Source organism: Tsuneonella rigui, from assembly GCF_003958625.1.
In the GTDB taxonomy this organism is placed as follows: domain Bacteria; phylum Pseudomonadota; class Alphaproteobacteria; order Sphingomonadales; family Sphingomonadaceae; genus Tsuneonella; species Tsuneonella rigui.
In genome coordinates this window covers 298,827-321,492 of sequence record NZ_RSEL01000028.1, presented here as the reverse complement: position 1 = coordinate 321,492, position 22,666 = coordinate 298,827, and the positions used below count along the sequence as shown (strand labels likewise).

Sequence of the window (22,666 nt, the reverse complement as noted above, 5' to 3'; positions counted from 1 at the left end):
ACGGCTTGTCGGCCGTATTGCAGAGCCGATTGGATTCATCTAACGGCGGTGGGCGCCGTTTAACGAAGGCCGGAGTTTGTCTCTGACCGTGTTGAGGGAGCAGACCGCCTCCTAACCCGTCGCTGGTCAAATTGAATCCTTGCCGTAGCAGGAGCGCAAGAAGCTGAACCATGAGGGAGACAGGCCTGAGGCATGCGACTCCAGTGGGATGATCTCGCTCGTGAAACTGAGGCCTGGCAGCGGCTCGATTCCTTGATGGGCAACGAAGCGCGAAAAGCCATCGGCGATCAGCTGGTATGAGGAAGGTACAGTCAGTTCGCGCTCGCATATGCTCATGTGCAGGTGGCGCCCGCTGTGGTCCGTGCCAGCTGCAGACTGCTCTTGTAGCAATCTAAGTGGAACAGACTCGGGCGTCATGAACCCCGGGCTGCCGGCGCCAACGCGCCTGAACATCGGCGGCCTCTGAAGAGCAAGATACGCTGAGAAAAGACCGCCGTAAGAATAGCCGAAAAATCCACATGCATCAATTGATACCGGATATCGGTCTATTATTTGCGGATACAATTCTTCAGTGACGAAGGAGAGGAATGCGTCGGCGCGACCATTCTTCATCAGACGTTTGTAACCATCTACCCAGGCCGCTTCATAGACGCCGTTTTCGACGCCCCGATCGAACGCAGACAGGTGGATCGGGTTTGCCTTCTCATCTGGTGGTATCAAGTCGCGATTCCGAATGCGCAGGGCGTCTGCCGCATCCGGCCCCGGGTACCCGATGGCGATTTGGATGACTGCTTGAACCGGGTTGATGGGGTCGTTGTAAGCCAGCAGGTTCATCGGAGTCAGGAGGGGCAGCGAGAGGTTGCCATCAGGCATGAACACTGCGGGATAGTGTCTGCCGCTTCTCTCTGCATCAGGCGGAAGTGTCACCCAGATCGCGTATCGAGCTGCGGCTTTGCGCGAATATATCTCGAAATACTCGGTGTTCAGAAACAGGTCGGAGAATTCCGGAGTTGCGCGCTCGAGCACCGCTCGGTGTCCGTGCGTGTTATCGCTCCGCTGATCCCCGTCAGCGCTTTTGCTTGAGTGTGTCATCCATCGAACCCTTTCGGACGCGGAGTGCTCAGCGCACAAAAATGAGGTATCGCATTGAGGGCGCGAGACGGCTGGCTGAATGGGGGCGGTTCCGCACTTCTAGAGGAAGGATTGGTTCGTCGCCTTGGCCTAGGCGGGCTCGGGCCTGCGCCTGTACGGTTCGGCGAGAAGCTGCAGGCTCTGAAATGGGAAAGGATCGAAAGGCGGGTTTCACGAGGCGATCACTCTTCCCACACCGCGTTTTCGTGCATCAGGACACGCTCGCGCACGCTCGCCCGGGCTAAGCAACGCAACGGATCACAGACATAGAGCTATCTACGTTTTGTTACAACGGTGGATTTTTGGGGAAATGTTCCAGTCGATCCTGGTTCTGGCTCGGTTCCTACAGGGGGCCGGGTGGTTGGCTTCCAGATGTCTCAGCGGTGCGGATATCGTCACAAGCTGTCCTTGCGGCGATGAACATGCAGATCGCCCCAGGCAGGAAAGTCAGCGCGCCGGCCATCAGGGCATAACGGAGCCCAAGAGGCCCGTACCTCGAGGCGAAAAGGTCACTTAAAGACCCCACGGCCAAGGGGCCGAGACCTTGGGCGATGAGATTGAGAAATAGGAGGTATATTGCCGCCCCGGTTGCCCGGAGATGCGGACCACAGAGGGACTGGATCAGCGCGTACATGGCGCTTGTGTGAAGGCAACTGACGAAGGTTGCAGGGGCAACCAAAGCGAGCGCAGTACGATAGTCATTTGCAGCAAGGTAGGACAGGCTTAGCGGGCAGGCCAGAATGAACGTCAAGCCGATCATAATGAAAGGTGCCTTGTTGTCGCGCCTAAAGAGCCAATCAGCTAATAATCCTCCCGAAAAAATGCCTGCCATTGTCGCGGGACCTACGACGGCCGCGTATGTCGTCCCGACCGAGCTAGAGGTTAATTGAAATTGCCGCATTAAGTAAGCTGGAACGAAGGCATTGGTGCCAAATGCGCCGATAAGTCCAATTGACACTGCCAAGCATGACCACAGAAACGCACGACGCCGGAGTAGAACTCGGAATGCTTGGGTGAATCGAACCGAGCCCGCCTCCGCCCTGCCGGCTCGTGGTGGCTCGGGCACGGTCAGGAACAGTACGGCAGCAAGTAACAGCCCCGGCGCGGCCGCGGCATAGTAAGCGGCCCGCCAACCGTAGTGCTCGCCTATATACCCGCCGACAGCAAGGGCAGAGATGTGCCCTACGGCCGCCGATATTCCGATAATTCCGAATGCGCGGCCGCGCCAATCGGTCCTGACTGTCTCTGCGATTATCGCGTGGGTGGTGGGAGACCCGCCCGCTTCGCCAATGCCGACTCCGAAACGAGCAAGCAACATGTGCCAAAAATTTGACGCGGCCCCGGAGATTCCAGTCATAATCGACCAAAATCCCACCGACAGCGCCAAAACATTAACCCTGCGGCCTCCATCCGCAATACGCGCGATCGGCACGGACGCGAGTGCATATACGAGCGCGAAAGACATTCCTATCAAGGCGCCTATCTGACCGTCGCTGAGATCCAGATCAGATTTAATGTCATTTACGAGAATGCTTGTCAGGTTTCTATCATAGTAATTCATGACGGTGATGGCCGACATGATGCCGACTACATAGATGGCGTTGCTCTTCTGACCATTCTCATCACTCATGGAACATCCTCAATAAACAGCGCCTTTAGTATCAGGGGCGGGGCAAAATCTGAAAGAAGACCAGTCGACGTCTGGGTGGGCCAACAAGCGGTTCGAAGCACCTCGGCTGCAGCTCGGGCAGCCCATGACTGGGGCGCCCGTCTAGTCTGTGCCCCTCCGTACGCCCGCCAGATTTTCGGACGGCGACCGATGTCAGAGCGCCATATTTGGGGGCGACTCCAGGAATGTTCCGACCACGCGACATAAATTAAGGACGTAAGGTATAATCCTAAATGTGGCAACAGGGGTGCGGCTGCGCTGAGGCTGCGGCGCACGTGGAACTCCGCCGGGCTAGGCTCGATAACGCGCGGCAGCGCGGACTCGTGGCGAGGCAGAAAGGTTTTGCAACAAGATACATTACATGTCTAATGTACAAGGGCTGTCTGCCGACGTTTGGGGGATCCGAATGGATGCCGCCACCCTGCGGCGACTGCATTAGAGCGCAAAGCCACCGCATTTTGGGAAAAGCGATGAAAAGCCTGCTGTTGAAGAACGCCCTCATATTCGATGGGGTTAGCGAAGAGCGATCTTTGGGACACGTCGTGGTCGAGCAGGGCTTGATCAAGGAGGTCGCGGATACACTCCCGACTGGCGAGTTTGAGGTGACCCTTGATGTGCAAGGGCGAACGCTCATGCCCGGCCTCATTGATGCGCACATCCATGCTTACTTCCCGGACGTCGATGCAGGTAAGGTGGACAAGATGCCCATGACGCTGGTCGCGCATCACGCGCGGCGAATGCTCGAGGCTTCGCTGCAACGCGGCTTTACGTCCGTTCGGGATTGTGGCGGTGGTGACTACGGCCTCTACCTGGCCATTGAACGGGGCTGGATTGCTGGTCCGCGCCTTTTCTACTGCGGCAAAGCATTAAGTCAGTCCGGGGGGCATGGGGACAAACGTCTTCCCCATGAGGAGATATTCTGCGGCTGCGGGATCAAGGACCCCCTAGGTTGTTTCGAGGGTCATCGTACCCGGGTGGTGGACGGGCCGGAAAACTTGCGACTCGCCGTTCGCGAAGAGCTGCGTCGTGGTGCGAGTTTCATCAAGATCATGGGCTCTGGAGGCGTAGCCTCGCCAGCGGATCCCATAAAACTTGCTCAATACTCGGCAGACGAGATCAGCGCGGTCGTTGACGAAGTTGAGCGCCATGACACCTATGTAACCGCGCACATTCACCCGGACGGGGCGTTGCGCCGGTGCATAGAGCTTGGGGTTCGTTGCATCGAGCATGGAACACTTATCACCGATGATACGGCCGCGCTGGCAGCTGAGCGAGACGTCTCGATCGTGCCCACGTTGGCCGTAATCGATGCATTGAGCAGGTTCGGGCACGAAGCCGGCTTTCCTCCCGTTTCCCAAGCTAAACTAGCCGCTATCCAGCCGCTAGCGATCGGATCTCTCGAGCGGATGAAGCGCGCAGGCGTGCGAATGGGGTTTGGCACAGATCTGATCGGCCAGCTGGACAAGCATCAATGTCTCGAATTTAGCTTGCGTAGCCAGGTCTTGACACCACTGGAAATCTTAAGATCAGCCACAAGTATCAATGCCCAAATTCTCAGAGCCGAAAATAAAATCGGTCGCATTGCCACGGGCCTGATTGCCGACATGATTGTCGTGGATGGCGACCCACTGGCGGACATAGGCTTGCTAGCCCAGGACGGCCGCAAGGTACCCGTCGTGCTGAAGGATGGGCAGATTTTCAAGAACGAACTCAATCAGATTGCGGGTTGAATGTAACCCGCGAGCATCGACTAACGTCGCCTGTAGAAGAATGATTCCTGGAAAAGCAGGTGCCCTAACTCGGCTTGAGATGCTCAATCTTGGGTGGCTGGTGCGTCGAAAAACGCTGCATCGGGAAGCTGGCAAGTTTTCCCCGCTTGGTGAGAGGACTGGGAAATGACGAACAAAACATTGGCTCCAAGCGGTTGGCCGGAGGCGGAGCGCGAGCATTGGTGGGCAATTCAACATGCCCCTTTGCCCGGGAATCCGGTGGCCCAAGGGTATGGTGGCGCCATAGCTACCGCGATCAATGCAGTCGCGACCCGCGCAGGATTGGAGGCTCTAAAGCAAGGCGGTTCCGCGATGGATGCCGCGCTCACCACTGCCCTCACCCAGATTGTACTAGGAGGTGGCGCTGTCACCAGCTTCTTCGGCATCCTTCAACTTATGCATTTCGATGCTGAAAAGGGCGAAGCATCCTCGATGAGCGCCAGCTGGAATACCGTTCTGGGCGAAGATGACCCGTTGACCATTCCGGGCGAGCGCAGGGGCGCCAGCAGTTCGATCACCGACATGATGGCCTTGGGAGAGCCGTCCGGGCGCACCGCGCTCGTCGGCGGCTTCATGCGGGGCCTAGAAGAAGCACATCGTCGCCACGGTAGATTGCCGTTCCGCCGCTTGTTTGAGCCTGCGATCGAGCTTGCAGAGGAGGGGTTCACCGTTTTCGGCACGCTAGCCCGCTACATCGAGCTGCGCAAAGAAGACCTAAGCCGCTTGCCGGCGACACGATCGATCTTCTTCAAGGATGATGGCACGCCATACGTAACTGGGGACCATTTCCGGCAGCCCCAGCTTGCCGAGACATTGCGACGGGTTGCGGTTGAGGGGGCCGATTACATGTACACCGGCGCTTGGGCGGCGCGCTGTGTTGCGGCAATCCAAGCGGACGGCGGAAAGATGACGCATGAGGATCTGGCGCGTTATCGACCCATATGGTCCGAGCCCATTCTGATCGAACGGAATGGTCGTACCCTCGCTCTCCCGAGCGGCCCGTGCAAGGGCTCGATAAACCTCGTCGAGGCTTTGAACTTGGCCACCGCCGCTGGATTGACGGAGCGCCCGCACTGGTCATCTTCGGGTGACAGTCTGGTCAGAATCGCCAAGTGCTGTGCCGTCGCCGGCCTCTCGTACGCAACGAAAGAGCAATTGGAAGCCGAATTTCCAGGTTTCGACATGAGCGATGAAGTACGCATGACTCAAGGCCACGCCGACAGGTTGTGGGAAAGACTGGATGGTCCGGGCATGATCCACTTCCAGCCGATCGGTACACACTCAGACGACGTTGTTGCAATTGACGCTCAGGGAAACATGGTGTCGCTGTGTCATTCAATAAACTGTCTGATATGGGGGCGCACCGCCATCAATGTGGATGGCATTTCGATAGGTGACTCCGCAGCCGTACAGCAGCCCCTAGTTGCCGCGACGCCTCGCGGCGGAGCGCTTCCAAATCCCATCGAACTCGGCCTCATCTTGAAGGACGACCGGCCCGAAATCGCATGGGCCTCTATGGGGATGGGGCTACACTACCAATCGACCATGTCAGTCCTCAACGTCGTCGATCACGGAATGACAATCGTCGAGGCTGTTGACGCTCCGCGACTACTCACGCCGCTTCAGCCTGACATGAAGACGCGAGAATACACTCTGCGCGTCGTCGAGGGAGAATATCCAGAATCCGTGCTCGACGAGACGGGACTGGAAGTTATTTCTGTTGCGCAAGAGGACGCGCGGTTCGCCCAAGGTCTTTGGGTCGCCATCCAGCGGGATACCGCATCGGGCGTGCTCACGGCGATCTCGCCAAGCTATACCAATGGGCAAGCAGCCGCTCTCGACTAATCATCCGCCGCGAGAATTTGTCGATGCTGCCGAACGGCGAGATCGTGCTCAGCGCGTACACCGGAGAGGTGTTCGGCAATGCGTCAGCGGGCGATCCTGCTCGACTGCTCGACTGCTCGACTGCTCGACTGCTCGACGATCGACGTCGCGACCGCGCGCCAATTGGCGGACCAGGCGCACAAGGCGGGCTACGAGATGGTCGATGCGCCGGTTTCCAGCGGGGTCGCGGCGGTCAACGGCGGCATGCTTACTTTCATGGTCGGCGGTAGCGAGAGCGCGTTCGCGCGCGCGGAGCCGATCCTGCAGGCGATGGGCAAGGCGGTGATCCACGCCGGCGCGGCGGGCAACGGGCAGGCGGCCAAGATCTGCAACAACATGCTGCTCGGCATCAGCATGCTCGGCACCTGCGAGGCCTTCGCGATGGCGCAGAAGCTGGGACTCGATCCGCAGACCTTCTACGACATCTCTAGCGTCTCGAGCAGCCAGTGCTGGTCGATGACGAGCTACTGCCCCGTCCCCGGCGTCGGCCCGACCTCGCCGGCCGACAACGATTATCAGGGCGGCTTCGCGGCGGGGCGGATGCTCAAGGACTTGCGGCTGGCGATGGAGGCGGCCGAGACCGCCGACGCGCCCGTGCCGATGGGCCGGCGGGCGCGCGCGCTGTACGAAGACTTCGGCGGCGCGGGAAACGGCAGCGTGGACTTCAGCGGGATCATTCGGACGCTTCGATGAGAACCTTGGCCGGTCTCGGATGCGCAATGTTCCATGGGCCGCATTGCGTTGGCGTGAGCTAAGTGTTCGGCTGGTTTAGATCGCGTGAGAAAGGGGCGACCGGGAGAACCACGCTCCGCCAGCTGAACCCTCTTTTCGTAGTTATGATTGAACCACAGCATGATGCTGAGCTTAGTGCGTGCATACGACGTAATAATGCCGAGTTTCCCGCATCATTGCGTGTGAACCCGGGCACATGGCTTGTCGTTTCAACCCATTCAATTTCTTCCATGTGGGAGCGTCTGACGACCAATGCGCCGCCAGCGAACCCAAAAATGATATGTAATGTGTATACCCAATTCGGTTGGCGGAACGATCTCGCAATGTGCGCCGCAATGGACAAATTCAGAGACAGCGCCGTCCGGAAGGTGGAAATTGAGCAATAAAAAGGTAGCAGGCTGGAACACATTTGATCAAGTTGAGGCTCCATACGATGGGCGCCGATTACGCAGCCTTTAACGATAAAATTGAGATCTGATTTCTCCGCGACCCAAGCTTCTTGCAAAACGCCGATAGTCGCCGTGCTCTCGCTGCCATCGTCCTGCTACGATTGCCGGATGAACCCCTGCTAACTCAGCGATGCGGTCCACATCATCGTTGTCGAGGTCTGCAGATTTGTTCTCATCCCAAATTGTAGGCGGGATCAAAACGTTTTGAGCAAACAGGTCAGCTTCGGCCTCAATCTCATCGCTGCTCCTTAATTCAAGATCATCAAGGATCAGATTCGTTTCCTTGCCGATGTGATTGAGCACATGACAAAGCTCGTGGAGCAGTGTGAACCAGAAATTGTCGATACGATCATGACGTAGCGTTAGTGCAATGACCGGCGCTCCATCGTTGCGACAAAGCGCTGCTCCGTCGAGATAAGTACCCGGCAGATGCTCCAACGTAACTAGTACTATTCCGATTTTGGCCAGTTCGGCCTTCGCGCGTTGCGGTCCATTTGCTTCAACGCTGAGCTTCGCGATCCGCCTACCCAGCTTTTCGGCGCTTGGTCGTCTATCTGAGCCAATCGAAACCTCGTCAGCCAACAGCCGGACCGCCGCTAGCCATCCAGCGAGCGCAGCATGGTCGGTCTTTGCGCTCGTTCGCTCTGTTCGTGATTTGCGCCAAAACGCATCTGCCTGGCTTGACCCCAACGCGCGGTCGACGAACCCGGCGAATGACTCTCCTGGTCGCATGAAAGCGCCGTCTCGGAGCCGCTGTAACGCAGCTGCAGACGGCTCTTTGACTTGTGTCATCGGTTCGGAGGCGCCTGTTCCAATGAGCACTTCGGCGGGGATCCCGAGATGCCGGTGAAGCGAGCGTATCATATCAAGTGACAGCGGCCGCTTGCCGGCAAACACCTCCGACACTCTGGATCGGCCCCCGATGAACGGCTCGAGATCGCGGGGCTTTAATCGCGCCTGGGCCATCCGAAACCGGATCGCCTCAAGCGGGGTTGGAGCTTCGAGAGCAAAATTCTCACGCTCGTATTTTTCGACGAGAGCGCCGAGGATATCGAGCTCGTCGACCGCCCTCTGATCGCTTTTGCCCATCAGAGCGGAGATACGGGCCTTGGCCTTTTCGTACTGGCTCGCCGTGCGAACCGGAGCGATTGTCACGGTAGCGGTCATGATGCTGAGCGCTTGCGCTTCAGGCTTGCAGCCGGTCCTGCGAATTCCACCAGAGCCATCCCCACTTCGAAGTTGAATGTCACCACCGCGCAGTGGCGTTCGTCAAGGTCAATCGTGACCCGCGGATCGGAGCTGGCTGCGAAGGGGTAGGCCGTTTCGACTTCACTGAAGGCACGCCAGTTGGCTGCCTCGAGCTCGGCGCAAAGCGCGAGCACGGCGGCGCGAAGGTCCTTGTCCTTGGTCCTTGCCAGAGCATGCAGTTCAGATTTGCCGATTAGCCTCATGCGGTTCCTCGCATAGCGTGATGGCGCGCGCAAGAAAAATGTTCCCAGATTGGGAGCGCAGTCCTTGTGCGGGCATCGGACTCGTGCGATATCGACAGCGTTCCCGATTCGGGACCGATAAAGAGCAGTCTGACCGCCGCCAGGCGTCGGGACAGACGTCAGTATGAGGAAATACCAATGACTGATCACGACAATAGCAAGGACGACAAAGCGCCGAAGACGGTGAGCATCGACGTCAACGACATCACCCGCACGGTGCCGAAGGGAAAGATTACTTTCGACGATCTCGTGAAGTTGGCCTTCGGCCCGAACGCGAACCCTGCCGATGGCTACCGCATCTCGTACGATCGCGGGCATGGCAATGCGTCGGGCAAGCTCAAGCCCGGTGGCTCGATCGAAGCTGTCGACGGGATGGACTTCACCGTGACCGGCACCGGTCAGTCGTAAGGGCGGGGGTGCAAAACGATGGAAGTTCTACCGCCTTCTGAGGATGGCAGCATCCAGCGTCTTCTGGATGAAGGGTATGCGCTTTATCGCCGCGGGCCCTATCTGGTCATGTCCGTGCCCTACCTCGACGCGGCTGGGGATCCGCACACTGGCTATATGGTCGATACGATCAACTTCGATCACAATGGCCAGGCACGAACCCTGCCCATGAACCACCAGATGTATTTCATCGGAGGACAGCCTTACGATCAGGAGGGCAGGATCCTCTTTAGTGGTAACGGCGCCAACGTCACGCCGCTCTTCGATGGCAAATTGTCGTCGTTTTACTGGTCCTGGAAGCAGCATGGCGACGGCGGCGTCATGCGTGATTACGTGAGCCTGCACGAGAAGTTCACCGAGTACGCGTGCTACATCTCGGGTCCTGCGGAAGCGAAGCATCCGGAATTTCAGGCCACCCCGTTTGCCAACCTCGGTGAGGCTGACGAGGACTGTCCGTTCCCGTTCGATGACATGAACTCGGCGCGGGCGAACCTCAGTGAACTCGACAAGCTGCTGGCGAGCGACACGATCGCGATCATCGGCGCTGGTGGAACCGGTTCCTACATCTTCGATCTCGTCTCAAAGACGCGCGTGAAAGAAATCCGGCTCTTCGATTTCGACGTGTTCGATCTCCACAATGCGTTCCGCGTCCCTGGTGCGACGCACCGCGAGGAACTCGGTCAGCCGAAAGTGCGAGTGATCGAGCAGCGCTACGCCGGGTGGCACAAGCGTGCCAAGGTGATCGAGGCGAAACTCGACCAAGGCTCAATGCAGCTCCTTGAAGGGGTCACCTTCGCCTTCCTCGCTGTCGACAAGATGGGCGCGCGCCGGGAGATCGCCAAAATGCTGCTGGCGCACGGGATCCCTGTAATCATCGTCGGGATGGGCCTGCATCACGGCAACCCAGGCCTCACTGGCATGGTGGACACAACCTTGCTCGATCCAAGCAGCTCCGACGACCTGATCAACGAGGTCATCGGCGAGGATCTGGTCGACATTCCTGATGAGTACCAGAAGAATATTCAGACGGTGGAACTGAACGCCCTCAACGCTGCTATGGCGGTCTTCATGTACAAGAGGTATCGTGGCTACTACGCCAGCGGTCGCGCTGTTTCGCAAGCTACCTTCACTATATCAACGATGCAGCTGGACCGTGAATAAGTTCGACCGGCGGAGTTATACCTTCGTGGTCTCGCGAGGTCCGATACCCGAGCAGCTTGAGGCAGGCATCCTCTACGTCAATCCGCAGGGTTCGAGGTGCCATCACCTTTGCGCTTGCGGATGCGGAGAGCGCGTGATCCTTCCGCTCAACAACATTGAATGGGCACTGGAAGGCACCGACGCCCGGCCATCGCTTCATCCGTCCGTCGGGAACTGGAACCTCAAGTGTAAGTCTCACTACGTGCTCGGTCAGGGTAGGGTTCAATGGCGACGGCGCTACTCCGAAGCTGAGATCGAAGTCGTGCGCCGCAGGGACCTCAAGCCATATCAGCGGAGGCCGTGGACCCAGAGGGTCGGCGATTGGGTCAAACGCCTCGTAGCGTTTCTTCGCGACGAGTGATCGCGCGACTTACGGGAGGCCGCAGTCACGATCTCTTCAACGCCTGCTCGCGTCCAGCCATGTCAGGAGACGACAATCAGTTCGAGATGACGGTTCGCACCTGAGGATCAGACGTCCCAGGCTCTGAGGTAGTTATCCATGACTTCTTCATCAGACAGGCCGGTTGAGTATGTCTCGTCGGCCAACTCGGGACCTACGTTGACGATCGTCGGCTTTTTCCAAGGCGGGTTCGCCAGGAGCTGCGCGAGGGCGTCCGCCTGATCGTCGTGGCGCTTGTTAGGAAAGCCGACGACTTCGGCGATAAACTCTGCAAGCCATGGCGCCTCGCGGGGGAGAAAGAGCTGTCCAGCCTGAACGCGACTAGCCTGTGCTTCAAACCGTATCGTCTTTGACTCGAACGGCTTCACCTTGACCGGGTAGGGCACTCCATCGGGGAGTTCCTCTTCGAGCCTTTGGATCAACTGAATACCGCTTCCGGCCTGTTCGATGACAAGGCGATCGACTTTGTATCGCCGACAGAGCTCGATGACCGCCCTCTCCATGGCCCCGAATGCGACCCGCGCCCGGTAGACATCAAGGATGTAGAACCTTCCCTTGTAGTAGCGAGCAGTGATGCCGACCGTGAAATCGTTGCCGAGACCGGGCTGTGAAGCGGTATCCCAACTCTGGATCACGACGCCGGTTTCTGGCGGCTTGTCGTAGAACTGGAACCACTCGCGCTCGACGAAATTGCCCTGGCGCGGAATGGGCTCCTGCTGGTACTGGGAGGAGAAGTAGTACCAGCTCTGGGCCCGGAGGTCGTGCAGGTACGCGAGTGACCGCCTGGCCGGGTGCAGCGCGCATCCTTCGCGCCGCAGGTAGAATCTCCCGCGGGTGAGCGGGATAACCTCATCATGGGTCGCAATCGCGGAGAGACGGAGCTCGTTCCATCCTCCGCGCTCGATGAGCATGCCGGCAAGATCATCCTCGTGGAGCCGCTGCATGACCAGAACGATAGCGGCGACGCCGCTCTCGTCATCATCGAGGCGTGAGATGAGCGAGCCGTCGAGCCACTCCTTGACCTTAATGCGCGCGGCTTCCGACAGCGCGTCCGCGCCCTTCATCGGATCGTCGATCACGATGAAATTTGCACCGCGCCCCGTGATCGGACCTTCGACACCCGTCGAGAGACGACCACCGCCAGCCGTTGTCTCAAAGTCCCCTGTCGTGGTCCTCGCCAGTCGCACGTTCGGGAAGGCCAGCTTGTAGAGCCTGCTGCGCATGATTTTGAGGCAGTCTCGCGCGTGCTTCTCAGCGAGCTTGTCGCCATAGCTGACGCACATAAAATTCAGCGACGGGTCCTGACCCAGCATCCAGGCTACCCACGCGGTGGAGATGGCGATCGACTTGAGGTGCCGGGGCGGCATCGTCACGATCAGGCGCCGGTTCTGCCCCGTCCTCATGAGCTCGAGCTGGTGCGCAATCGCGTCGATGTGCCAGTTGTGGAGGTAGGTGCCCCCGTTGATCTCGGTGAACATGACACGCAGGAACAGGTCGAAGTTGAGACGGATTGCGGCGGCCAGAGCGGTGGTCGGGTCAACGGTCATCGGTTGGCTCCTGGTCTTCAGCTGACGGGTCGCCGGAAGTGGTTGCAACGACCACCGCGCCGTCCTCCGGGTCACCGCAGAGGTGCGGACCGAAGGTCTGAGGACCCATCAGGTCGCGGATGTAGGCGTCGAGAATTGCCGCATCGGCCTCGGCGGAGCGCTGCCGGCTCGCTGCCTTGCGCTCCAGCATCCGCTGATGGCGCCGGTCGACCTCGATGATCGCGGCGGTTTGACCTTTCGCGACCGCATTATCAAACAGGCGCATCGTAGCTGCCCGGCCCTTGCTCACCCGCCGCTTGGCGCCGCCTTCAGCCAGAGTGATCTTCCGATTGTACTCCTCTTCAAAATCGGTGTCGGCGTTGCGATCGCCTTTGCGCCGCCTTCCGCGCTTGCGGCCGTCGCCTGTTGCAAACTTCCCGGCCTCTGGCGGTCGGCCCTTGCCAACCACATAACTGCCATCGTCGCGGGTGTTGTCCGGCTTGAAGGGCTTGCCGTCCTTGCGGCGCCCCTCGGGACGCGGCGCGTCGTCGTCATCATCCATGACCCAATTCCTCTTCCGGTTTGTGGTCAGGGCTCCTCGGTCCGTGCGTGGGTGACCTCGGACAGCGTCCGACCATCCTCCAGCGTCGGCTCCTCGCCGACGGCCTCGCTGAGCCGCTTGAGGATGAGATCGGCGTACTTGGGATCGAGCTCGATCCCGAACCCGCGGCGGTTGGTCATGTGCGCACTGACCAGAGTCGTGCCCGATCCCGCGAAGCCGTCGAGCACGATCCCACCCGGTTTCGAAACGTCGAGGATCGCATCTGCGATCATGTTTTTGTTCTTGATCGTCGGGTGTGCGTCGAGGTCCGCCTTGCGCCCACGGCGGAAGGTGTTCGCGCCCGAATACACCCAGACGTTGGTCCGGTGACGACGCAGACCGAAGTTGTTGATGTGCTTTCCGGGGCTGACCTTGAACACGTAGATCAGTTCATGGGCTGACCTATAGAATCCCATGCTCGCGTTGGTCTTCGACCATACGATGAGGTTCTTGATCTCGTGGAAAATGCCCTGTGCGGCCTCCCACAACGCGGGCAGACCGCGCCAGTCCATGAAAACGAATGCGATCGCGCCCGGCCGGGCATAGACGCGCATGCACTTGAGGGCGGGGCGCAACAGTCCGTGCGCCAGCTCGGGTCCAACGCCGTCGCAACCCATCACGAAGTCTTCCGCGTTGCGGTTGCGGGATACGTTGCCGGCGATGGCGCAGCCGTAGGGCGGGTCCGCGATGATGAGTTCCGCGCGCTCGTTGCCCAGCAGCCGCGCGTAGGAGTCGAGAACCCGGGCGTCGCCGACGAACAGCCGGTGCCAGCCGATGCTCCAGAGGTCACCGAGCTGACAGATGGGCGGCTCGCGCTCGTCGAGCAGCTCGATCACGTCTTCCTTCGGGTCGTCGTCGCTCATCGAGATGAGCGTGTCGATCTCGAGGGTGTCGAACCCGGTCAGCTCGACATCGTAGCCCAGCGCGACCAGTCCGCTGAACTCGTGCCGGAGCAGATCCTTGGACCATCCCGCCTTGGTCGCGATGGCGTTGTCAGCGAGAATGTAAGCGCGCACCTGCGCCTCGCTCATGTTCGCGAGCATGATGGTGGGCACCGAGGTCATACCGAGCAACTTCGCCGCCATGAGACGACCGTGCCCCGCCAGTACATTCATGCCGTCGTCGATGAGGATCGGATTGGTGAACCCGAATTCTTCGATGCTCGCGACCAGCTTTTTGAGCTGCGCCTTGGAATGCTCGCGCGCGTTGTGCGCATAGGGAATGAGAACGTCGGGATGGCGGTTCACCACCTCGAGCTTCCGGTGTTTGGGAACTTTGACCATCGCGGCGCTTCCTTGGTTTGCTGGGAAGCGCGCACATCTCATTTGTGGGAAGCGGCGAGGATGATCGCCAAATCACCCGCGCGGGCTATTTGGGATACATGTGGCGCAGGTGCTCGAGACGGCCGGTCCGTCTCCTCCATTTTCGAGGTGGCTCGTCGTCATCGATTTCCTTCCGCGTCACCGAAATCCACGAGTCCGCATGCTCCGCAAACAGTCGCTCTTTCTCGATTGCGCCCATCTGGGGCTCCACTAGGTCCAGGTATCTGAAGAGCAGCTCGCCAGTGCTTGATCCGGGACGTGGGTTACGGCCACCAGTATCGGACTGCTTGATCTCGATCTCCACTTGTCGGCAATAGTCGCCGATGATGGAGGTGGCAGCTGCCATCAGCCGCGCACGCAGGCTGTCTACACTCCGGCCGCGGGATCGGCTCGGTATCTCCGACGCACATATGCTGGCTGCGACTGAGAGATCCCGGAGCTCGGTCGCCATTTGCTCGAGGTGGAACACCGGGATCGAGTTTTGATCGACAGCCCGTTGGCGAACCAAACCGAGGAACACTTCGAATTGGAGGTCCAACTCGGGCAGCAGATCCGATAGCGCCCCTGCTGCCTTGGCAATCTGGCGGACCCGCTTCTTGGTCGCGGCAGCCCCGATGCCCGCCAGCTCCTTCAGCTCCACCAAGCGATACGCGGCTGCGATCGTATAAAGCTGGACCGCAAGCACATCGGCATTTCGAGCGCGGATCTGAGGTCCCATGGAGTGAACCAGTTCGCTGATCGCCGCGCGCGTGAGGATCGTCCGCGGAGCAACTCCGCGTTTCTCCAAGGCACTGAGCAGGTCTTCGTACCTTCGCACGACGTCGGGCTTCGCACCCAGCGGTTCCAGAATTGTGCCGAATTCTTCCCACAACGCCGAATATGCGAAACCGCTGACTTTGCCTTTGGAATCGGGCAGTTTTTGCCGGCTCATGATCGTGCTTATCGCCCGAAACAGCTATGCTTCCCACTACTTTCCCATCAAATGGGAATATGGCATGGCAAGACCGGTTAGCGACGGACTGCGTCGTTCACCACGCAGCAACGTTCGTGCGAACGAGGATTGTCGGAGGTGAGCGTTCCGATGCGTGATCTCGGCGAACTCGTCGCGCGGCTGCAGGTGCTGCATGAGCGCACGGCCGAGACCCCGCTGTTCAATCCGGTGTTCCAGCTCTCGCTCGATGTTTCGCGCGAGATCGAGAGTGGGGCGCTGACGCTCGACCAGGTCGGCTCGATGGTCGCCGAGCTGGAGTGCTCCGCGCTCAAAAGCCGGGCAGAGCGGTTGCGGTGTCTGGTCGGGCCTGACGATGCGCCGGCGACGCTCAGCGAGCTGGTCGCCGAAGGCAGCGATTTCGAGCAGTTCGCAGAGCGCTGGTCGCGGCCGCAACTGCACGCGGTGTTCACCGCGCATCCGACCTTCCTGCTCGCTCCGGCGCAGTCGGACGCCGTTGCTGATGCTGCGAGCCGGGCGGGCGACGACGAAGCGGTCTGCGCGGTCCCCGCTGAACGTCCATCGGTCACGCTCGACTATGAGCACGATTGCGCGATGCGGGCGCTCGCGAACGCGCAGGACGCGCGCGACCGGATCGTGGGTAAGGTACTGGAGCGCGCTCGCACGGCGTGGCCCGAGCGGTGGAGTGAGGTGCGCCCGCTGCCGTTCCGGTTTGCGACCTGGGTCGGTTACGACATGGACGGGCGGACCGATATCGGCTGGCACACATCGGTCTCGTACCGGTTGGCCGAGAAGGCCGAGCGCCTCGACCGATACGCTGGCTCGCTGGCCGCGATTGATGCAGCGCATCCGCTGGTCGCCACCTTGCGCGCTGCTGCGACGTACGCGTCCGAGCGGGCCGCCGATTTTGCCAGCGATCTCGACGATGCGGAACAGCTGTCCGCCGCGGCCAATCGCCTGACCGCCGATCATCCCGACAAGTTGCTCTCGCTCACGCCGGTGATCGAGCAGATCGAGGCCGATGCTGCCGGCGGCGATAACGCGGTCGCCATGCGAACGCTCGCGGCGGCGATGCGCGCTGACGGGTTGGGGATGGGGTGGATCCATTTCCGGGTCAATGCGAGCCAGCTCCACAACGCGATCCGCCGCCGCTTGCCCGATGATCACGAGATCGACCTCGGCAGCCGCGGGGCGATTGCGACCTTGCGCGAGCTGCTCGCGAATGTCCGGTCGCTGCGGTCGAATTTCGCCTCGCTGGCGATCGAGAGCTCGACCGCGATCCGGCAGTTCCTGGCGATGGCGCAAATCTTGCGCCACGTGGACGCCGACGCGCCGATCCGCATGCTTATCGCCGAGTGCGAGCAGCCGAGTACCGTGCTCGCCGCGCTCTATTTCGCGCGGCTGTTCGGGATCGAGGACAAGGTCGATGTCTCACCGCTGTTCGAGACCGAGAGCGCGCTGGAGCATGGCGGGCGCTTGCTCGACGCGTTGCTCGCCGAGCCGGCCTATCAAGACTACGCGCAGAAGCGCGGCCGGGTGGCGATTCAGACCGGGTTCTCGGATGCCGGGCGGTTCGTCGGCCAGATCCCGGCAAGCCTCGCGATCGAGCGCCTGCAAGGCCGTCTGGCGAGCGCGATGGAAGCTAACGGTCTGGCCGATCTCGCGGCGTTGGTCTTCGACACCCACGGCGAGAGCATGGGCCGCGGCGCGCACCCGTCGAGCTTTGCCGACCGGCTCGAATGGCCGCTTTCGCCGTGGGCGCGGCGGCGGTTCGCGCGCGCTGGCATCGACCTCGAGCCCGAGGTCAGCTTCCAGGGCGGCGACGGCTACCTGTTCTTCGCCACCCCCGAACTGGCGCTGGCGACGCTCACTCGCATCGCTGGGCTTCGGCCGGGCGAGACCGACGCCGATGCCCCGGCCGACCCGTTCTATCGCCGCACCGACCTCAGCCTCGATTTCTACCGCGCGATCAAGGAGCACCAGCACCAGCACCTGGAGAGCCGAACTTACAACCGCGCGATCACCGCGTTCGGGCTCGGCATGCTGGTCGAGACCGGCAGCCGCAAGTCGCGTCGCCAGTCGGACCTCGCAGCGGACCGCGACATGACGCTGCGGCAGATCCGCGCGATCCCGCACAATGCGATCCTGCAGCAGCTCGGCTACCCGGTGAACGTCATCGCTGGATTCGGCAGTGCGGCCGACGGCAACCTCGAGGAAATCGCCGGCCTCTTGACCGAAAGTCCGCGCGGCCGGCAGATGATCCGCCTGATCCGCGCCGCCAACGCGCTTGCGAGCATCAAGACCGTCGCCGCCTACGGCGAGCTGTTCAACTCTGCCTATTGGGCGAGCCGGACCTATCGCGGGATCGAGGAAAACCTCGCGCCCGCCTGCGCGGCGTTGGCCGAGTACCTCACGAAGGACGATCGCAACGGCGTGTTCCGCCGGCTCGCCTCGCGGCTTCGGGTCGATGCGCTCAAGCTGCACCGGCTGTTGGCGCTGGTGCCCGAGGAAGAGAGCTTCGCCGGCCGCGAGCAGGTGCGGCGCGAGATCGGCGTGCTGCAGGCGCTGCGCCTCGCACTGCTGCAGCACATGTTCCTGCGCGCGGTCAGCATCCCGGCGTTCGCGCGCGCCAACGACATCAGCAGGGCGGATGTGCTGGAAATGGTGTTCACCCTCAGGATCGACGATGCGCTGGCGCAGCTACGCCGCGCCTATCCGGCGCAAGGGGCGCAAGTAAGCGACTTCGAGGTCGACGAGCCCGGCGACTACCCCGACGATGCGGAGGAAGGCTACGCCGCGATCCACCGCGACTACATCGACCGTATCGAGGCCGCGCACGCGCTCAATTTGCGCATCGCCAGCGCGATCGCCAACCACTTCGGGGCGCACGGCTAGCGCGCGTCAGGACTCCGAGCGGTGGAAGAGTTCGCCGATCGAGCGAGCGAAATGCGATTCCATCGCCTCGCGGGCACTTACCGGATCGCGGTTGGCGATTGCATCGGCGACTTCGCGGTGCAGCGCCAGGCTCTCCTCGCGCTCGGCGTCGGTCGCGCGGCCGGCCCAGGCCTTGGGGATGGCGATCTGCATCATCTGCTCGAACGAGCGGACGATCTGGAAGAACATCTGGTTGCCGCTGGCGAGGGCAATCGACTGGTGGAAGGCGGTGTCGGCGGCGGTGCGGGTGGTCTCGTCGCGGCTCATCGCCAGCGTGTGCGCGGCGGTCACAATCGCGTCGGCCTGCTGGTCGGTCCGGTTGCGCGCGGCCAACTCGGCGGTGCGCAGCTCGAGCGTGCGGCGCACGTCCCAGACGTCGGCGAGCGAGACTTGCGCGGTGTTGACCGCATGCCCGATCGAGGCGGCCATCACCGATCCGTCGATCGCGCCGACGCGCGCGCGGCGGCCGTTGCCGACATCGATCATCTTGAGCGCGGCGAGGGCGTGGAAGGCTTCGCGCATGACCGGGCGGCTGACGCCGAGTTCGGAGGCGAAGCTGCCCTCGCTCGGCAGGACATCGCCGACCTTGAGCTGGTTGAGGCGGATATGCTCGCGCACGGCTTCGGTCGCGCTCTCGACCAGCGTGCCCTTTGGCAGCGCCATGGCGTCCGCGCTCATGCCGCCACTCCCATCCGGCGCAGCTCGGTCGGCGCGAGGCCGTAGCGGCGGTTGAACGCGCGCGTGAACGCGGCGTTGTTGAGATAGGAGCAGCGGTAAGCGACCGTCGCGACCGGCAGATCGCTGGCGAGCAGCATGCGGCGGGCTTCGCGCAAGCGGCGCTCGCTCAAGACCTCGGCGATGGTGGCGCCGTAGAGTTCGCGGAAGCCCCGGACCAGCTTGTCGCGGTTGACGCCGGCGATTCGCGCCAGCTCGGCGATGGTGAGCTTTTCCTGCCAGCGCTGATCGACCACCCGCCTCGCCGCGGCGATGCGGGCGATGTCGAGCTCGCTGAGCGCGCCGTCCGGGCCCGCGGGGACCAGCAGGCCGTCCGCGAAGGCGGCGTGGATCTGGCATAGCAGCTCAATGCTGCGGGCAAGCCGTAGCGTCGCTTGCGCCTCGCCCGTCGCCTCGCAATCGATGATCGACAGGGCGAGCGTCAGCAGCGCGCTGGGAAAGTGCCAGGTCTGCGGCCGTTCGGGCTGGGCGGCAAACAGGCGCGCGCAAGCGGCGCGCTGGACGATGAGGACCAGGGGGCTCTCGTTGGCATCCGAAAGATCGGCCCGGTCACAAAAGGTGAGGGTGGGCGTCAGGTCAGCATCGATCCCAGCAACGAACATGACCGAATCAGCCGGCAGCGGCGCCGAATGCGGCACCGGACCGCGCCCGACGAGCGTGGTCATTTCCTCCGAAACCAGGATGACGTCCTTCATGCGGCAGGCTCCTCTGCCGCTTAGCTACAACCTATAATACAGGTTGACAATAGCTATCTTACAGGTTGCGGTGCATGCTTCCGGGCGACGATGAAGCCACCGCAGCCGAGCACACTCACTGCGAGGCCGACTACCGCCAGCGCTTGGGCCAGAAATGTCTCTCCGCCAAGCAGCGCGCTCACACCGGTGACCAGCGTTGGCGCCACTCCGAAAGCGATCAATCCGCCAACGGCGAGGAACACGCCAATCGACAGCCCGCGCAATTCGTTGGGCAGGAGCACAGCCAGCGCGGTCGCGGTCACCAGGCCAGTGATAGTCCCGCCAAACAGCAGGACGAACAGCGCGAGCGCGAAGCTCGGTACGCTGGGCGCCAGCGGGAACACCGCTGCGGGCAGGGCGACGACCGAGGCGATGATGGCGCCGAGCAGGATGCCGCCGCGGCGCTCGCTCTTCAGCCCCGCGTCCGCCGCGAAGCCGCCGATGAGTGCGCCAAGGATGCCGGCGCCGAATACCACCGCGCCGAGCCAGCCGGCGAACTCCTGCGGCGTCACGCCGTACGAGCGCGACAGGACCGGAGCGGCCCAGATCGCGGCCGCGGCATCAGCCATCAACACGCCGATCTGGCCGATGAACAGCGGGATCAGGAAGCTCCGGTACTCAGCCAGCTCGCGGAAGGTCTCGCGAATCGATGCTTGCGGTCCCACGCGTGTTTCGAGGCGCGCGGGCTCGCGTAGAAAGGCGAGCGCCAAGACGATCAGGAGGCTGAACAGGCCGAGCACTAGGTGGATGCTTCGCCACGGAGCGAGCCCTTCGACCCCGCCGTGTGCAAGGAACAGCCCCAGCAGCCAGCCTCCTAGTGCGAATGCGAGCCCCGTCCCGGCGTACTTGCCGATTGTCAGCAGCAGTAGCGAGCGGCCGCGCCGCTCGGGCAGCGACAGGTCGGCGGCGAGTGAGATCGCAATCGTGGTAGAAATGTTCGCGCCGACCCCGCCCAGCATCCGCGCAAGGAACAGCAGGGGCAGGTTCTCGGCGAACGCGGTGAGCAAGGTGCCGGCGGTCCACACGATCGCGGTCCACAGCAGCATCCGCACGCGAACGGCGCGGTCGACCATCAGCCCGACCGGAATCGCCAGCACCGCGAGCGGAATCGACACCGCCAGCCCGTTGAGCAGGCTCATCTGGAAGTCGCTCAAGACCAGCTCCGCCTTGGCCTGCTCCTGCACCGCGCTGAACACGCCGAGCATGACGTTGCCGACCGCCATGGTCAGCGCAAGCAGGATCAAGGCCGGCCAAGCGCGCGCCGGCCGCTGAGCAGCGTCAATGCTCACAGCGAAAAGATCTTGCCGGGGTTGAGGATGTTCTGCGGATCCATCGCGCGCTTGATCACGCGCATCTGCTCGACCGCGTCGCCCAGTTCCGCAACCAGCCATTCCTGCTTGCCGAGACCGATGCCGTGCTCGCCGGTGCAGGTGCCGTCCATCGCCAGCGCACGTTCCACTAGGCGGGCGTTGAGCGCCGACACTTCGGCCAACTCGTCCGCCGAATTGGGATCGAGCGAGAACACCACGTGGAAGTTGCCGTCGCCCACGTGACCGAGGATGGTCGCCGGCATGCTCGCTCCGGCGAGATCGGCTTGCGTCTCGGTGATGCACTCGGCGAGGCGGCTCATCGGCACGCACACGTCGGTCGCCCAGCCGACCGCGCCTTCGCGCAGGTTGACCGCGGCGTAATAGGCCTCGTGCCGGGCGCGCCACAGCTTGCTGCGCTCCTCGGGCCGGTTGGACCACGCGAACTCGCCGCCGCCATTGGCTTCGGCGAGCGCCTTCACCGTCTCGACCTGCTCGGCGACGTGGTTCTCGCTGCCGTGGAATTCGAAGAACAGCGTCGGCGCTTCGGGGTAGTCGAGCTTCGACCAGCGGTTGACCGCGCGCATCTGCAGCGCGTCGAGGATTTCGACCCGTGCCAGCGGAATGCCGCACTGGATCGACTGGACCACGGTATCGACCGCACCCTTGAGAGTGTCGAAGCTGCACACCGCGGCGGAAATCGCCTCCGGGATGGGGTGCAGCCGCAGCGTCACCTCGGTGATGATCCCGAGCGTGCCCTCCGACCCCACATAAAGCCGGGTGAGATCGTAGCCCGCGGCGGACTTGCGCGCCCGGCGAGCGGTGCGGATCACCTCGCCCTGCGGGGTTACCACCTCGAGGCTCAGGACCGCGTCCTTCATCGTGCCATATCGCACCGCGTTCGTGCCGCTCGCCCGGGTCGAAGCCATCCCGCCGAGGGTCGCATTGGCGCCGGGATCGATCGGAAAGAACAGGCCCTGGTCGCGCAGGTGCAGGTTCAGCTCCTCGCGCCGCACGCCTGGCTGGACCACGCAGTCGAAGTCCTCGGCATTGACCGCGACGATCTTGTCCATCCGCGTCAGGTCGAGCGACACGCCGCCGCGCACCGCCGCCGCGTTGCCCTCGATCGAGGTGCCTGCGCCGAACGGCACGATCGGCACGCTCGCCTCGCGGCACAGGTTCACCAGCGCGACGACGTCGTCCCGGCTTTCGGCGAACACCACAGCATCGGGGAGCATCGCCTCGAAGTGCGATTCGCTCGATCCGTGTTGCTCCAGGATCGCCGCACCGGTCTGGAGGTTCGCGCCGAAGCGCTCCTCCAGCTGGCTAAGGAAACCTTGTGGAAGCGGCACGCGGGCCGCCGCGGGGGCGGACGCCGACATGACGG

General features: G+C 62.0%; 18 protein-coding genes and 1 pseudogene. 7 read left to right on the top strand and 12 right to left on the bottom strand.

The genetic code is table 11. From position 1 onward, the window contains the following. Positions 1–126: 126 nt before the first annotated feature. Positions 127–1,026 carry an alpha/beta hydrolase gene (locus ELY12_RS12970; RefSeq protein WP_164549508.1) on the bottom strand — a complete coding sequence of 300 codons (900 nt, stop codon included), beginning with the start codon at positions 1,024–1,026 and terminating at the stop codon, positions 127–129. Positions 1,027–1,474: 448 nt separating this feature from the next. After that, complete coding sequence (locus ELY12_RS12965; RefSeq protein WP_126177111.1) at positions 1,475–2,761, bottom strand: spinster family MFS transporter; 1,287 nt, start codon at positions 2,759–2,761, stop codon at positions 1,475–1,477. A 509-nt stretch (positions 2,762–3,270) separates the two neighbouring features. Here ELY12_RS12965 and ELY12_RS12960 point away from each other — a divergent pair. The 3 genes and pseudogenes from ELY12_RS12960 to mmsB form a co-directional block, all read left to right on the top strand. Then, a complete protein-coding gene (locus tag ELY12_RS12960) occupies positions 3,271–4,530 on the top strand; it encodes a metal-dependent hydrolase family protein (protein ID WP_126177110.1) in 1,260 nt (419 codons plus the stop codon). Between the two features lie 165 nt (positions 4,531–4,695). Next, complete coding sequence (locus tag ELY12_RS12955) at positions 4,696–6,414, top strand: gamma-glutamyltransferase (RefSeq protein WP_126177109.1); 1,719 nt, start codon at positions 4,696–4,698, stop codon at positions 6,412–6,414. Positions 6,415–6,431: 17 nt separating this feature from the next. After that, positions 6,432–7,146, top strand: a pseudogene (gene mmsB, locus ELY12_RS12950) (3-hydroxyisobutyrate dehydrogenase); the annotation flags it as partial. A gap of 494 nt (positions 7,147–7,640) precedes the next feature. Here the strand turns inward: mmsB and ELY12_RS12945 are convergent. Together ELY12_RS12945 and ELY12_RS12940 are read right to left on the bottom strand one after the other, a co-directional pair. After that, on the bottom strand, positions 7,641–8,801 hold the full coding sequence (locus tag ELY12_RS12945; protein ID WP_126177108.1) for an ImmA/IrrE family metallo-endopeptidase: 1,161 nt from the start codon (positions 8,799–8,801) through the stop codon (positions 7,641–7,643). After that, a complete protein-coding gene (locus tag ELY12_RS12940; RefSeq protein ID WP_126177107.1) occupies positions 8,798–9,085 on the bottom strand; it encodes a hypothetical protein in 288 nt (95 codons plus the stop codon). The genes ELY12_RS12945 and ELY12_RS12940 overlap by 4 nt, the downstream gene beginning before the upstream one ends. A gap of 177 nt (positions 9,086–9,262) precedes the next feature. Here ELY12_RS12940 and ELY12_RS12935 point away from each other — a divergent pair, with 177 nt between their 5' ends. The 3 genes from ELY12_RS12935 to ELY12_RS14660 are packed head-to-tail and all read left to right on the top strand — an operon-like array spanning position 9,263 to position 11,132. Further along, the gene (locus tag ELY12_RS12935; RefSeq protein ID WP_126177106.1) at positions 9,263–9,532 is read left to right on the top strand and encodes a multiubiquitin domain-containing protein; all 270 of its coding nucleotides are present in this window, start codon (positions 9,263–9,265) and stop codon (positions 9,530–9,532) included. Positions 9,533–9,550: 18 nt separating this feature from the next. Beyond that, positions 9,551–10,732, top strand: coding sequence for a DUF6791 domain-containing protein (locus ELY12_RS12930; RefSeq protein WP_126177105.1), 1,182 nt, complete (start codon positions 9,551–9,553; stop codon positions 10,730–10,732). Beyond that, positions 10,656–11,132: a ubiquitination-like system serine protease family protein gene (locus ELY12_RS14660; protein ID WP_420907058.1), complete on the top strand. Its 477-nt coding sequence runs from the start codon at positions 10,656–10,658 to the stop codon at positions 11,130–11,132. Before ELY12_RS12930 ends, ELY12_RS14660 begins: the two co-directional genes overlap by 77 nt. A 107-nt stretch (positions 11,133–11,239) precedes the next feature. Here ELY12_RS14660 and terL read toward each other — a convergent pair whose 3' ends face one another. The 4 genes from terL to ELY12_RS12910 form a co-directional block, all read right to left on the bottom strand. Continuing rightward, complete coding sequence (gene terL, locus ELY12_RS12925; RefSeq protein WP_126177104.1) at positions 11,240–12,718, bottom strand: phage terminase large subunit; 1,479 nt, start codon at positions 12,716–12,718, stop codon at positions 11,240–11,242. Next, positions 12,708–13,259 carry a DUF5681 domain-containing protein gene (locus tag ELY12_RS12920; protein ID WP_126177103.1) on the bottom strand — a complete coding sequence of 184 codons (552 nt, stop codon included), beginning with the start codon at positions 13,257–13,259 and terminating at the stop codon, positions 12,708–12,710. The genes terL and ELY12_RS12920 overlap by 11 nt, the downstream gene beginning before the upstream one ends. A gap of 26 nt (positions 13,260–13,285) precedes the next feature. After that, positions 13,286–14,581 (bottom strand): site-specific DNA-methyltransferase, encoded by a 1,296-nt coding sequence (locus tag ELY12_RS12915; protein ID WP_126177102.1) that lies wholly within the window; start codon positions 14,579–14,581, stop codon positions 13,286–13,288. 85 nt (positions 14,582–14,666) lie between these two features. After that, positions 14,667–15,551 (bottom strand): hypothetical protein, encoded by an 885-nt coding sequence (locus tag ELY12_RS12910; protein WP_126177101.1) that lies wholly within the window; start codon positions 15,549–15,551, stop codon positions 14,667–14,669. A gap of 150 nt (positions 15,552–15,701) precedes the next feature. On the opposite strand from ELY12_RS12910, the gene ELY12_RS12905 reads away from it, so the two are divergent. After that, entirely contained in the window at positions 15,702–18,464 is a 2,763-nt protein-coding gene (locus ELY12_RS12905; RefSeq protein ID WP_126177186.1) for a phosphoenolpyruvate carboxylase, read from the top strand. 6 nt (positions 18,465–18,470) lie between these two features. On the opposite strand, the gene ELY12_RS12900 is transcribed toward ELY12_RS12905, so the two are convergent. The 4 genes from ELY12_RS12900 to ELY12_RS12885 are packed head-to-tail and all read right to left on the bottom strand — an operon-like array spanning position 18,471 to position 22,661. Next, complete coding sequence (locus ELY12_RS12900; RefSeq protein ID WP_126177100.1) at positions 18,471–19,181, bottom strand: FadR/GntR family transcriptional regulator; 711 nt, start codon at positions 19,179–19,181, stop codon at positions 18,471–18,473. Further along, complete coding sequence (locus ELY12_RS12895; protein ID WP_241229866.1) at positions 19,178–19,933, bottom strand: helix-turn-helix transcriptional regulator; 756 nt, start codon at positions 19,931–19,933, stop codon at positions 19,178–19,180. Before ELY12_RS12895 ends, ELY12_RS12900 begins: the two co-directional genes overlap by 4 nt. A 53-nt stretch (positions 19,934–19,986) precedes the next feature. Next, a complete protein-coding gene (locus ELY12_RS12890) occupies positions 19,987–21,216 on the bottom strand; it encodes an MFS transporter (RefSeq protein WP_241229865.1) in 1,230 nt (409 codons plus the stop codon). Positions 21,217–21,257: 41 nt separating this feature from the next. Then, positions 21,258–22,661 carry an FAD-binding oxidoreductase gene (locus tag ELY12_RS12885; protein ID WP_126177099.1) on the bottom strand — a complete coding sequence of 468 codons (1,404 nt, stop codon included), beginning with the start codon at positions 22,659–22,661 and terminating at the stop codon, positions 21,258–21,260. Positions 22,662–22,666: the final 5 nt, after the last annotated feature.